General features: G+C 54.9%; 10 protein-coding genes and 1 riboswitch. Of the genes, 5 read left to right on the top strand and 5 right to left on the bottom strand.

The window, feature by feature from the left end:
• Positions 1–8 precede the first annotated feature (8 nt).
• From fsa to ppc, 3 genes are all read right to left on the bottom strand, one after another.
• Positions 9–671 (bottom strand): fructose-6-phosphate aldolase, encoded by a 663-nt coding sequence (gene fsa / locus PUP35_RS21315; RefSeq protein WP_274241298.1) that lies wholly within the window; start codon positions 669–671, stop codon positions 9–11.
• 128 nt (positions 672–799) lie between these two features.
• On the bottom strand, positions 800–1,564 hold the full coding sequence (locus tag PUP35_RS21310; RefSeq protein WP_133295341.1) for a helix-turn-helix transcriptional regulator: 765 nt from the start codon (positions 1,562–1,564) through the stop codon (positions 800–802).
• Between the two features lie 94 nt (positions 1,565–1,658).
• Complete coding sequence (gene ppc, locus PUP35_RS21305; RefSeq protein WP_047653049.1) at positions 1,659–4,310, bottom strand: phosphoenolpyruvate carboxylase; 2,652 nt, start codon at positions 4,308–4,310, stop codon at positions 1,659–1,661.
• A 489-nt stretch (positions 4,311–4,799) separates the two neighbouring features.
• On the opposite strand from ppc, the gene oxyR reads away from it, so the two are divergent.
• A complete protein-coding gene (gene oxyR / locus PUP35_RS21300) occupies positions 4,800–5,717 on the top strand; it encodes a DNA-binding transcriptional regulator OxyR (protein ID WP_008501786.1) in 918 nt (305 codons plus the stop codon).
• Here oxyR and sthA read toward each other — a convergent pair.
• Positions 5,700–7,100, bottom strand: a complete 1,401-nt coding sequence (gene sthA, locus PUP35_RS21295) for a Si-specific NAD(P)(+) transhydrogenase (protein ID WP_008501785.1) — start codon at positions 7,098–7,100, stop codon at positions 5,700–5,702. The genes oxyR and sthA overlap by 18 nt on opposite strands.
• 196 nt (positions 7,101–7,296) lie before the next feature.
• On the opposite strand from sthA, the gene fabR reads away from it, so the two are divergent.
• Both fabR and PUP35_RS21285 read left to right on the top strand, forming a co-directional pair.
• Positions 7,297–7,935, top strand: coding sequence for an HTH-type transcriptional repressor FabR (gene fabR / locus PUP35_RS21290; RefSeq protein ID WP_008501784.1), 639 nt, complete (start codon positions 7,297–7,299; stop codon positions 7,933–7,935).
• Positions 7,936–7,944: 9 nt separating this feature from the next.
• On the top strand, positions 7,945–8,304 hold the full coding sequence (locus PUP35_RS21285; protein WP_008501783.1) for a YijD family membrane protein: 360 nt from the start codon (positions 7,945–7,947) through the stop codon (positions 8,302–8,304).
• Between the two features lie 52 nt (positions 8,305–8,356).
• Here PUP35_RS21285 and trmA read toward each other — a convergent pair whose 3' ends face one another.
• Entirely contained in the window at positions 8,357–9,457 is a 1,101-nt protein-coding gene (gene trmA, locus PUP35_RS21280; RefSeq protein ID WP_111963978.1) for a tRNA (uridine(54)-C5)-methyltransferase TrmA, read from the bottom strand.
• Positions 9,458–9,561: 104 nt separating this feature from the next.
• Positions 9,562–9,737, top strand: a riboswitch (cobalamin riboswitch).
• Positions 9,738–9,803: 66 nt separating this feature from the next.
• Here trmA and btuB point away from each other — a divergent pair.
• Positions 9,804–11,657, top strand: coding sequence for a TonB-dependent vitamin B12 receptor BtuB (gene btuB, locus PUP35_RS21275; RefSeq protein ID WP_274241289.1), 1,854 nt, complete (start codon positions 9,804–9,806; stop codon positions 11,655–11,657).
• Positions 11,602–12,453: a glutamate racemase gene (gene murI, locus PUP35_RS21270; protein WP_023309660.1), complete on the top strand. Its 852-nt coding sequence runs from the start codon at positions 11,602–11,604 to the stop codon at positions 12,451–12,453. Before btuB ends, murI begins: the two co-directional genes overlap by 56 nt.
• Positions 12,454–12,753: the final 300 nt, after the last annotated feature.

The following is a 12,753-nucleotide window of genomic DNA, read 5'->3' as shown; positions in this document are numbered from 1 at the left end:
GTTCTCCCTTAGAGATTGAGGTTACCAAACGCGTTTTTCCAGTCTTGCTCGAACTTCTCTACGGCTGACTCTACCGCCGGTGTGCCGAGCATTTGTTGCGCTACGTCTAAGGGAAGCGTGATTGCCTCGCATCCCGCCAACAGGCAGTCCAGCGCCTGACGCGGCGTTTTGAAACTGGCGGCCAGCACTTTGCTTTCCGGCGCGTGCAGTTCCAGTAGGGATTGCAGCTCCTGGACCATGCGAATGCCATCACCGCCCTGAGCGTCAACGCGGTTTACGTACGGCGCGACATACTTCGCGCCTGCCAGTGCGGCAAGCAAGCCCTGCGCCGCGCTGTAAACGGCGGTTCCCAGCGTGGTTATCCCGTCTTTTTTCAATGCTTTAATCGCGATGAGCCCCTGAGCCGTCACCGGGATTTTCACCACAATTTCCGGGATGGCGTTACTTAAACGTTTGGCTTCCTCCACCATGCCTTCTGCGTCGCGGCTCATGGTTTGAGCAAACAGCGTGCCTTCTGGCCCGATGGCTTTTTGCAGGCGCGGCAGCACGTCCCAAATGGATTCACGGCTGGCGGCAATGATGCTCGGATTGGTGGTGACGCCCGCTATGGGAAAAATGCGCGCCAGGCGTTCAACTTCCGCCACGTTGGCGGTATCCAGGTACAGTTCCATTATTTTTCCTTAAGTCAGAAAGGTTGAATAAAGGATAAGGCGTGGGCAGGCAGAGCGGATACAGGCCAATTTTGCTAAATACTGGACAAATGTAATGTCCTTAACGAAGTGCGAGAGCGATCACAGTGCTATTTTTTGGCGATCAGCTGACTGTGGTACTGACGTCGATATTCGGAAGGGGAACGTTCGGTGTGCTTGCGAAAGAGACGGCAAAAGTAGTTGCTGTCCGTAAATCCGCAGCGTGGGGCGATATCTTTAATTTTGAGATCGTAGCCTTTCAGCAGCTGGCGCGCATGTTCCAAGCGCGTTTTTGTTAAATACTCATTGAATCCGACGCTGCCGACTTTCTGGAATAGATGGGAAAGGTAGTTTGGTGTGATGTAGAACGCCTGTGCCACGGATTCGCGAGTTAACAAAGAGGCATAATTTTCTTCGATATAGCTCCGAACGGCTTCGAATAGTGCCCGGCTACGGCTGTCGGTATGAATTTCGCTGCCAAGCAGATCCCGGCAGTGGCTGAGCAAGCTTAAAACCACCAGCCTTGCTGTGTCCTGCTCCTCAGGCTGCATCTGTAATTCGGTAAGCGTTTGAAGAAGAAAAGCCCCCGTTCGCGGGCCGCGTCGGGCAATCTGGAACTGCTGTAAAAGCGTATTGTCATGCTGTAACTCGATAGTCAGTAGCTGCTTACCGAAATGTATGCTCAGGGCGTGAGGCGCGGGAGGCGTGATTTGTCCAAAAAAAGAAAACATAGCCTCGCAGGGGGTATCAAGGGTAATGCCGAGGCAGGGAGAGGTCCGGGGGTGCTGTTCAGCCAGCGCTGAGAAATGAATCTGACCCAGCGGTAACGTGCGGTTCACCAGGTCAGTCAAAATTTGGGTGATATCGGAATGCATAAGGAGATTACCGAATTTTGCCGGGTGGCGCCGACGCTTACCCGGCCTACTTATCGTAGGCCCGTGCAAGCGCAGCGCCGCCGGGCGTAAAGCATTAGCCGGTGTTACGCATACCCGCCGCAACGCCCGCAATCGTCACCATCAGCGCCTGTTCAACACGCGGATCCGGCTCTTTCCCTTCTTCTTCCGCCAGACGCGAACGGTGCAGCAGCTCTGCCTGCAGGACGTTCAGCGGGTCGGTGTAGATGTTACGCAGTTGAATAGACTCGGCAATCCACGGCAGGTCCGCCATCAGGTGTGAGTCGTTGGCGATGTCCAGAACCACTTTGATGTCGCCTTCCAGCAGTTCGCGCAGCTCTTTGCCCAGCGCCCACAGCTCAGGTTTCACCAGACGCTGATCGTAGTATTCCGCCAGCCACAGGTCAGCTTTCGAGAAGACCATCTCCAGCATGCCCAGACGGGTAGAGAAGAATGGCCAGTCGCGACACATGGTCTCCAGCTCGCTCTGTTTACCGTCTTCCACCACTTTTTGCAGCGCGGCACCGGCACCCAGCCAGGCGGGCAGCATCAAACGGTTTTGCGTCCAGGCGAAGATCCACGGGATCGCGCGCAGAGACTCTACGCCACCGGTCGGGCGACGCTTCGCAGGACGTGAGCCCAGCGGCAGTTTACCCAGCTCCTGCTCAGGCGTGGCCGAGCGGAAGTAAGGAACGAAATCTTTGTTTTCACGCACGTAGCCGCGGTACAGATCGCAGGAGATATCAGACAGCTCGTCCATGATATGGCACCAGGATGCTTTCGGCTCCGGCGGCGGCAGCAGGTTTGCTTCCAGGATAGCGCTGGTATAAAGCGACAGGCTGCTGATGGTCACTTCCGGCAGACCGTATTTGAAGCGGATCATCTCGCCCTGCTCGGTGACGCGCAGGCCGCCTTTCAGGCTTCCCGGCGGCTGTGACAGAAGGGCTGCATGTGCAGGCGCGCCGCCACGGCCAATTGAGCCACCGCGTCCGTGGAACAGGGTCAGCTCAATACCGGCTTTCTCGCAGGTTTTGATCAGGGCATCCTGCGCCTGATACTGCGCCCAGGATGCCGCCATCACGCCTGCATCTTTCGCGGAATCGGAATAGCCAATCATCACCATCTGTTTGCCCTGGATAAAGCCGCGGTACCAGTCGATATTCAGCAGCTGGGTCATGACGTCGTTGGCGTTATTCAGGTCGTCGAGGGTCTCAAACAGCGGGGCGACCGGCAGGGCGTAGTCGATTCCCGCTTCTTTCAGCAGAAGGTGAACGCCCAGCACGTCGGAAGGGGTCTTCGCCATAGAGATCACATAGGCGGCCACCGATCCTTTCGGCGCGTCCACGATCGCTTTACAGGTGTTGAGCACTTCGCGGGTTTCGTTGCTTGGCTCCCAGTTGCGCGGCAGCAGAGGGCGCTTCGAGTTCAGCTCGCGGATCAGGAAGGCCTGTTTGTCGGCTTCGGACCAGCTTTCATAGTCGCCGATGCCGAGATAGCGGGTCAGCTCGCCCAGCGCTTCGGTATGGCGGGTACTTTCCTGACGGACGTCGATACGCACCAGCGGCACGCCGAAACACTTCACGCGGCGCAGGGTGTCGAGCAGTTCGCCGTTAGCGATGATGCCCATCCCGCAGGCCTGGAGTGATTTATAACAGGCGTACAGCGGCTCCCAGAGCTGTTCGTTCTGGCTGAGCAGGCCTTCTGGTTTTGGCAGGCGCTGACCTTTCAGACGCGCTTCCAGCCACGCCTGAGTGGCCATCAGCTGACCGCGAAGTTTTTTCATCAGGAAACGGTACGGTTCGCTGGCACCCTCTTCACCTGCCAGCGCGCGTAGTTCCGGCGTCGCTTCAACCATCGACAGCTCGGAGATCAGCACCTGAATGTCTTTCAGGAACAGGTCGGTCGCTTTCCAGCGGCTCAGCAGCAGGACGTGACGGGTAATTTCCGCGGTCACGTTCGGGTTGCCGTCGCGGTCGCCGCCCATCCAGGAGGTGAAGCGGACCGGAACGAAATCGACCGGCAGGCGGTAGCCAAGGTTCTCTTCCAGCTGTTCGTTCAGCTCGCGCAGGTAGTTCGGCACCCCTTCCCACAGGCTGTTTTCCACCACCGCAAAGCCCCATTTAGCTTCGTCCACAGGGCTTGGGCGATGCTTACGAATTTCATCGGTGTGCCAGGACTGGGCAATCAGCTGGCGCAGACGGCGCATCAGCTGGTTGCGTTCGTAGTCGGCAATGTCTTTGTTATCCAACTGCTTCAGACAGTTGTTCACTTCCACCATTTTGTGGATCAGGGTGCGTCGGGTAATTTCAGTGGGGTGTGCGGTCAGCACCAGCTCCAGCGAAAGTGACTCCACCGCTTTTTTGATGGTGGCCTCGTTGAGGTCTGGCTGGTCTTTCAGTTTACGAAGGGTGCGGGCAATGACTTCCGGGTTGCTTGCCGCTTCGCCATTAGGCGAAATGCTGTGGTATTGCTCAGCGGTATTGGCCAGGTTCAGGAACTGGCTGAATGCGCGCGCAACGGGCAGCAGCTCATCGTTAGAGAGGTTCTGCAAGGTGGTGAGCAGCTCCTGACGACTGGCCTCGTTACCGGCACGGGAAGATTTAGACAGCTTGCGGATGGTTTCAACGCGGTCGAGGATGTTCTCCCCTAACGCATCTTTGATGGTATCTCCAAGCACTTTGCCGAGCATACTGACATTACTACGCAACGCGGAATATTGTTCGTTCATAAAAACCCAGTCACCCCATCATTTTTGTTTATGCCCAGGCAAAAATTTTCTGGACATTATTTTGTCATCTCCCTTTATAAAGCCACGTAAAACCCCCGTCGTCAATTGCTGCGAAAACGGTTCAGCAAACGAATAAATGTGGGCAATTTACGAAATTTAATTCGCATTGCGTCAGATAAGAGATGCTTATGAAAATGTATGGGGGAAAGGGAGTAAATATTAAAAATGATCGCTTCGGTTGCCATTTTGTTTTTATATCCGGCCTTTTTTACGCAAAAAAAAAGCGGACCACGGGGTCCGCAAAAGTTCACGTTGGCTTTAGTTGTTCGAGTTTTGAGAGAAACTCGCTGACGGAGCGGGGACGTCAAGGGTCAAACACGTGCCGCCTCGTCTATGTGGTGTATTATTCAACAGAATGCTTGATAGGGATAATCGTTCGTTGCTATGCTATCTATCGCCATGAACTATCGTGGCGACGGAGGATGAATAATGAATATTCGTGATCTTGAATACCTGGTAGCGTTAGCCGAGCATCGTCACTTTCGCCGCGCGGCAGATTCCTGCCACGTCAGCCAGCCCACGCTGAGCGGCCAGATCCGCAAGCTTGAAGACGAGCTGGGCGTGATGCTGCTGGAGCGCACCAGTCGTAAGGTTCTGTTCACACAGGCAGGTCTTCTGCTGGTGGATCAGGCGCGCACCGTGCTGCGCGAGGTCAAAGTGCTCAAGGAAATGGCAAGCCAGCAGGGGGAGGCCATGTCCGGCCCGCTGCATATTGGCCTGATCCCAACCGTTGGCCCGTACCTGTTGCCGCACATCATTCCGATGTTGCACCAGACGTTCCCGAAACTCGAAATGTACCTGCACGAAGCTCAGACGCATCAGCTGCTGGCGCAGCTGGACAGCGGCAAGCTCGACTGCGCTATTCTGGCACTGGTAAAAGAGAGTGAAGCCTTTATTGAAGTACCGCTGTTCGATGAGCCAATGATGCTGGCGATCTATGAAGATCACCCGTGGGCGAACCGCGATCGCGTGCCGATGGCCGATCTGGCCGGTGAAAAGCTGCTGATGCTGGAAGACGGCCACTGCCTGCGCGACCAGGCTATGGGCTTCTGCTTCGAAGCGGGTGCCGATGAAGATACCCATTTCCGGGCAACCAGTCTGGAAACGCTGCGTAATATGGTGGCGGCGGGAAGCGGTATTACGCTTCTGCCTGCGCTGGCGGTGCCGCACGAGCGTAAACGTGATGGCGTGGTCTATCTGCCGTGCATTAAGCCGGAACCGCGTCGTACGATTGGCCTGGTTTATCGTCCGGGTTCACCGCTGCGCAGCCGCTATGAGCAGCTGGCAGAGGCCATCCGCGGTGCAATGGATGGCCATTTTGACAGCGCGTTAAAACAGGCGGTTTAAGCCGTTCAGCGCGGCTACCCGATAGGCTTCCGCCATGGTCGGGTAGTTAAAGGTGGTGTTGACGAAGTACTCAATGGTGTTACCACCACCTTTCTGCTCCATGATTGCCTGGCCGATATGAATGATTTCCGCGGCGCGTTCACCGAAGCAGTGAATCCCGAGGATCTCTTTCGTCTCGCGATGGAAAAGAATTTTCAGCGTTCCCACGCTCATCCCCACGATTTGCGCCCGCGCCAGATGTTTAAACTGCGCACGACCCACCTCGTAAGGCACCTTCATTGACGTTAGCTGCTGCTCGGTTTTCCCGACTGAACTGATTTCCGGGATGGTATAGATGCCCGTCGGAATATCTTCAATCAGGTGCGCCGTTGCTTCACCCTTCACCAGCGCCTGAGCGGCAATTCGGCCCTGATCGTAGGCGGCAGAGGCCAGGCTCGGGTAGCCAATCACGTCACCAACCGCGTAGACGTGCGGCAGGGCGGTCTGATACATGCTGTTGACCTTGAGCTGACCACGGCTGTCGGTCTCAAGCCCGATATTTTCCAGCTGCAGGGAATCGGTGTTGCCGGTACGGCCGTTGGCGTACAGCAGGCAGTCTGCTTTCAGCTTCTTGCCGGACTTCAGGTGCATGATCACCCCGTCGTCACAGCCTTCAATTTTCTCGTACTCTTCGTTGTGACGAATCACCACGCCGCTGTTCCAGAAGTGGTAGGAGAGGGAGTCAGACATCTCCTGATCGAGGAAAGCCAGCAGGCGGTCGCGGGTGTTGATCAGGTCAACTTTGACGTCCATCCCGCGGAAGATCGACGCATATTCGCAACCAATGACCCCTGCGCCATAGATAATGACGTGGCGGGGTTCATGGTGCAGGCTCAGAATCGAATCGCTGTCGTAGACGCGTGGGTGCGAGAAATCGACGTCGGCGGGATGGTACGGGCGTGAACCGCAGGCAATCACAAATTTTTCAGCCGTGATGGTTTCAACCGAACCGTCGTGGCATTCGAGTGCCAGGGTGTGTTCATCCACAAAATGCGCGTTGCCCTGCAAAATTTCACAGTGGTTACGCTCATAAAATCCCTGACGCATGCGTGTCTGCTGGTTAATAACGGTATCCGCGTGATTCAGGATGTCAGCAAAAGAGGAACGAAGAAGTCGGGAGTGGTCGCTGTAAAGAGGGTTCTGGTTAAATTCGATAATGCGGCTAACGGCGTGGCGGAGGGCTTTCGAAGGGATGGTGCCCCAGTGGGTGCAACCGCCGCCGACATTATGGTAGCGCTCGATGACCGCTACTCTGGCTCCCTGTTTCACCAGACCCATAGCAGCACCTTCGCCGCCGGGGCCGGAACCAATAACTATTGCGTCGTAATCGTAGGAATGTGGCATGGTAAGGCTTACCTGTTCTTATACATAAAAGCAACAGAATCATAACATCATTGCCGGAGTAACCCAATTATCGTTGTGCTTTTTTCCGGCAGTGGAGCACAAACCGCACGTAAACAATCATTCACAAAGCCAGACAAACAGATTAATTTTATTCTCTGGTATAGTGCCATCAGGCCTTTGGAAGGATTCAACTATCGTGATGGGCGTAAGAGCACAACAAAAAGAGAAAACCCGGCGTTCGCTGGTGGAAGCCGCATTCAGTCAACTGAGTGCTGAGCGGAGTTTTGCCAGTTTGAGCCTGCGCGAAGTCGCACGCGAGGCCGGGATTGCGCCAACGTCCTTCTATCGTCATTTCCGTGATGTGGATGAACTGGGCCTGACTATGGTCGACGAGAGCGGTCTGATGCTGCGCCAGCTGATGCGCCAGGCGCGTCAGCGTATCGCCAAAGGGGGCAGCGTGATCCGCACCTCCGTATCGACCTTTATGGAATTTATCGGCAATAACCCCAACGCGTTTCGTCTGCTTCTGCGCGAGCGTTCGGGCACATCGGCGGCGTTTCGTGCCGCCGTCGCGCGTGAAATTCAGCATTTCATCGCGGAACTTGCCGACTATCTTGAACTCGAAAACCATATGCCGCGTGCCTTTACTGAAGCACAGGCTGAGGCGATGGTGACGATAGTGTTCAGCGCGGGTGCCGAAGCGCTGGACGTCAGCATTGAACAACGCAAGCAGCTCGAAGAGCGACTGGTATTGCAGCTCAGGATGATCTCCAAAGGCGCGTACTACTGGTATCGCCGTGAACAAGAGAAACTGGCACATCAAACTGAAGAGTGAAGGTGAGTAATGAAACAGTCAGGTCAGGATAAAGGGACGCTGTTGCTGGCATTGATCGCTGGCTTATCCATTAATGGTACGTTTGCCGCTATTTTTAGCTCAATCGTTCCATTTTCGATTTTCCCGCTTATAGCGCTGGTGCTGACGGTTTACTGCCTGCATCAACGTTACCTGAACCGCACCATGCCGGTGGGGTTACCGGGGCTGGCCGCTGCCTGCTTTATTCTGGGCGTATTGCTGTATAGCACCGTGGTTCGCGCGGAGTATCCGGATATCGGCTCTAACTTCTTCCCTGCGGTACTGTCTGTGGCGCTGGTGTTCTGGATTGGCTCGCGCATGCGTAGCCGCAAGAGCCAGTTACCGGAGTAGAGAATTTTGTAGGGCAGGTAAGCGAAGCGCCACCTGCCAAAATGCCGGATATTTACTTAGCCGTCAGAAGTACGCCGCACTCCATATGGTGCGTATACGGGAACTGATCGAACAGTGCCAGACGTTCAACCTTGTGCGTCTGGCCTAACGTTTCCAGGTTCTTGCACAGGGTCTCCGGATTACAGGAGATGTACAAAATACGCGGGTACGCCTGCACCATCTTCTCGGTTTCGCTGTCCAGGCCACTGCGCGGCGGGTCTACAAAAATCGTCTCACACTGGTAGCTCTTCAGATCGATCCCTTCCAGGCGGTTAAACTGGCGTACGCCGTTCATCGCCTGCGTGAATTCTTCCGCGGCCATACGAATGATCTGCACGTTGTCGATATGGTTAGCGGCAATATTGTACTGCGCGGCGGCTACCGACGGCTTGGCGATTTCCGTTGCGAGGACGCGGTCGAAATTACGCGCCAGCGCCAGCGAGAAATTGCCGTTACCGCAGTAGAGCTCAAGCAGATCGCCCGTTGACCCTTCCGTCGCCTTCAGCGCCCACTCCAGCATCTGCACGTTCATCGCGGCATTCGGCTGGGTGAAGCTGTTTTCCACCTGACGATAGACCATCTCTTTACCCGCCACAGGCAGGCGCTCGTCGACGTAGTCCTGATCCAGCATGATTTTGGTTTTTGTCGCCCGGCCAATCAGGTGAACGTTGATGTTCTGCGCCCGTAGCGCATCGCGCAGCGCTTCTGCCTGCTCGCGCCACTCGTCGTTCAGCGCTTTGTGGTATAGCAGAGAGACAATCGCCTGATTGCTTTGCGTGGTCAGGTAGTCAATCTGGAACAGCTTGTTACGCAGCATCGGATTGTTGCGCACGCCGTCCATTATCAGCGTCATCAGCTGGTTGATAAGCTCACTCGCTGCCGGGAAGCTGTCCACGCGGATACGGGACTTTGTCTGCTGATCGAAAATGATGTGGTACAGGTCGTCACCGTCGTGCCAGATGCGGAATTCGGCACGCATGCGGTAGTGGCTGACAGGAGAGCGGAACACCTCGGGAACGGGCGCGTTGAAAGGCGTCATCATACTTTGCAGGCGGACAACTTTTTCTGCCAGCTGCGCGTCGTACTGTTCTGTCGGGAGGTGTTCTGGGGTCATGATGCGTCCTGAGTGATAAAGAATTACGCGGCGATTGTAGGCATTGTTCAGGGGATGTCCAGATTTAATGGCCAATAGCTGTCTGGACATCCATACGTGTCTAATTGTAGCATTCTGTTTCCGGTCTCCTGAGAGTGAAAAGGGAATCCAGTGTAAATCTGGAGCTGACGCGCAGCGGTAAAGACTGGCGGGATGAGCGTTGTAGACACTGTGAAAATGGGAAGTCTTCATCCTTATATAGCCACCTAGCCCGAAGACCTGCCGGGATCACGTCGCATTTGGTTTCATCATCGCGTGCTATCGATGAGGCCTGCGGCATCCTTCTTATATTGTGGATGCTTTAACAATGATTAAAAAAGTATCGCTGTTGACGGCGTTGTCCGTCACGGCATTTTCGGGCTGGGCGCAGGATAGCGCAGACTCGTTGGTGGTGACGGCAAATCGTTTTGAACAACCGGCAAAAACTGTTCTGGCACCGACGTCCGTGGTGACGCGCGAAGATATTGAACGCTGGCAGGCCAGAAGCGTGGTGGAAATCATGTCACGTCTGCCTGGCGTGGATATCGCGCAAAGCGGTGGAATGGGCTCGAACTCTTCGACTTTTATTCGCGGAACGGAATCTCGCCATGTGCTGGTGCTGATTGACGGTATTCCTTTGAATAACGCCGGGATCAGCAACGTTCCCGATCTAAGCCAAATCCCGACCTCGCTGATTCAGCGTATTGAGTACATCCGTGGTCCGCGTTCGGCCCTGTATGGCTCCGATGCGATTGGCGGCGTGATCAACATCATCACCGGACGTGACAAGCCGGGTGCGGAAATCTCAGCGGGCGTCGGCTCTAAGGGTTATCAGACCTATGACGGCGCTTTCCAGCAGGTGCTGGATAAAACCAAAATCACCATGGCGGGTAACTACACCTATACCCGTGGTTTTGATATTGATGCCAAAGATGCTCCGCGCCAGCCGGACCGCGATGGCTTTATGAGTAAATCGCTGTACGGCTCTGTGGAACAGCAGATTACCGACAGCGTGAGCGGCTTCTTCCGTGGCTTTGGTTATGACAACCGCACCGCGTACGACGGTTACGATCACTACGACGACAACTTTATGGTGGATGGACGACCTGATACTCGCCAGCTCTATAGCCAGAACTGGGATACCGGTCTGCGTTACAACCAGGGGATTTTCCAGTCGCAGCTGGTCGCGGGTTACGGTCGCAGTAAAGATCAGAACTATGATCCGAAGAAAGGGCGTTACGCTGATTCCGCCACCATGGATGACGTGAAGCAGTACACCACCCAATGGCTCAACACCGTGGAAGTCGGTCACGGCAACATTGGCGCAGGTTTGGACTGGCAAAAGCAGAAGACGCAGGCCGGAACGGGCTACCTCGATAAAGGTTACGAGCAACGCAATACCGGCGTGTTTGTTTCGGCAATGCAGCTGTTCAGCAGCGTGACGCTGGAAGCGGCGGCGCGTAATGACGACAACTCCAACTTTGGTAACCATGGCACATGGCAAACCAGCGCGGCGTGGGAGTTTGTGGATGGCTATCGCGTGATTGCCTCCTACGGTACCGCATTTAAAGCACCAACCATGAGCCAGATCCACAGCGCTTCTTATGGTAACCCGGACCTCAAACCGGAAGAGAGTAAGCAGTGGGAAGGGGGCTTTGAAGGTCTGACGGGACCGGTCAACTGGCGTATCACCGGCTATCGAAATGACATTGATAATCTTATTAACAGCGATCCGCATACGTATCGTTACTACAACGTTGACGAAGCACGTATTAAAGGTGTGGAAGCGACGGCACAGTTCGATACTGGCCCGGTCGGACATCAGATTTCATATGATTACGTCGACCCGCGTAATGCCAAAACCAACGAAGTACTGGCCCGCCGTTCTAAGCAGCAGGTTAAGTACCAGCTTGACTGGCAGGTATGGGATCTCGACTGGAACCTTGCCTACCGTTATCTGGGCACCCGCTATGATGTCGCGATTGATCCTGACACCTATTCGTCAGAACGCGTGAAAATGGGCGGTGTCAGCCTTTGGGATGTCGCAGTTTCGTATCCTGTCACCTCACATCTCACAGTTCGTGGTAAAATAGCCAACCTGTTCGATAAAGATTACGAGACAGTTTATGGCTACCAAACTGCAGGACGGGAATACACCTTGTCTGGCAGCTACACCTTCTAATCCGCGTCCCACCGTGCTGGTGTTTGATTCCGGCGTCGGTGGGCTTTCGGTCTATGATGAGATTCGGCATCTCCTGCCGGATCTCCATTACATCTACGCCTTCGATAACGTCGCTTTCCCGTATGGGGAAAAGAGCGAAGATTTTATTGTTGAGCGTGTGGTTGAAATCGTCACTGCGGTACAAAAACGCTATCCCCTTGCGCTGGCCGTCATCGCCTGTAATACGGCGAGCACCGTTTCTCTTCCCGCCCTGCGTGAAAAATTCCAGTTCCCGGTTGTGGGCGTTGTCCCTGCAATAAAGCCTGCCGCGCGTCTGACGGCGAACGGCATAGTGGGTTTGCTGGCAACGCGAGGCACGGTAAAGCGTCCTTATACCCGCGAGTTGATCGACCGTTTTGCTAACGAATGTCAGATTGCGATGCTGGGCTCGGCCGAGCTGGTGGAGATGGCCGAAGCGAAGCTGCATGGAAAGGCGGTATCACTCGACGAGCTGCGTCGTATTCTTCGTCCGTGGCTGCGGATGCCCGAACCTCCGGATACCGTTGTGCTGGGCTGTACCCACTTCCCGCTATTACAGGAAGAGTTATTGGAGGTGTTACCGGAGGGGACGCGCCTGGTGGATTCGGGTGCGGCTATCGCTCGTCGTACTGCCTGGCTGCTGGAACACGAAGCGCCGGATGCGAAATCTACCGATGCGAATATCGCGTTTTGTATGGCTATCACGAAAGAGACTGAGCAACTTTTACCCGTTTTACGCCGTTATGGCTTTGAAACGCTCGAAAAACTGGCGCTATAGCACGGTTTTGAGCAAAAAAGAGACGGTTGAAAGTTTTTTTTAAAAGAGGGGTTGTCAACGTCTGAGAACTCCCTATAATGCGCCTCCACTGACACGGAACAACGGCTTACAGGCCGCCGGGTTAGCGGGGTTCAGAGATGAACGCCAGCAGAGAAAAGTGAAAATAATCACTTGACTCTGAACGAGGAAAACGTAATATACGGGACCTCGCAACGGTGAGCGAAAGCCGCGTTGCACTGCTCTTTAACAATTTATCAGACAATCTGTGTGGGCACTCAAAGTGACATGGATTCTTAATGT

This window comes from Enterobacter sp. S-33 (assembly GCF_028735835.1).
Taxonomy (GTDB): Bacteria; Pseudomonadota; Gammaproteobacteria; order Enterobacterales; family Enterobacteriaceae; genus Enterobacter; species Enterobacter vonholyi.
The sequence above is the reverse complement of the archived record's forward strand: the minus strand, read 5'-3'. Positions and strand labels throughout refer to the sequence as shown.

What these genes read in the sequence shown, in the direction of transcription:
- PUP35_RS21285 (WP_008501783.1), top strand. Translation starts at nt 7,945, where the DNA reads ATGAAACAGTCAGGTCAGGATAAAGGGACGCTGTTGCTGGCATTGATC.
- btuB (WP_274241289.1), top strand. Translation starts at nt 9,804, where the DNA reads ATGATTAAAAAAGTATCGCTGTTGACGGCGTTGTCCGTCACGGCATTT.
- ppc (WP_047653049.1), bottom strand. Translation starts at nt 4,310, where the DNA reads ATGAACGAACAATATTCCGCGTTGCGTAGTAATGTCAGTATGCTCGGC.
- trmA (WP_111963978.1), bottom strand. Translation starts at nt 9,457, where the DNA reads ATGACCCCAGAACACCTCCCGACAGAACAGTACGACGCGCAGCTGGCA.
- oxyR (WP_008501786.1), top strand. Translation starts at nt 4,800, where the DNA reads ATGAATATTCGTGATCTTGAATACCTGGTAGCGTTAGCCGAGCATCGT.
- murI (WP_023309660.1), top strand. Translation starts at nt 11,602, where the DNA reads ATGGCTACCAAACTGCAGGACGGGAATACACCTTGTCTGGCAGCTACA.
- sthA (WP_008501785.1), bottom strand. Translation starts at nt 7,100, where the DNA reads ATGCCACATTCCTACGATTACGACGCAATAGTTATTGGTTCCGGCCCC.
- PUP35_RS21310 (WP_133295341.1), bottom strand. Translation starts at nt 1,564, where the DNA reads ATGCATTCCGATATCACCCAAATTTTGACTGACCTGGTGAACCGCACG.
- fsa (WP_274241298.1), bottom strand. Translation starts at nt 671, where the DNA reads ATGGAACTGTACCTGGATACCGCCAACGTGGCGGAAGTTGAACGCCTG.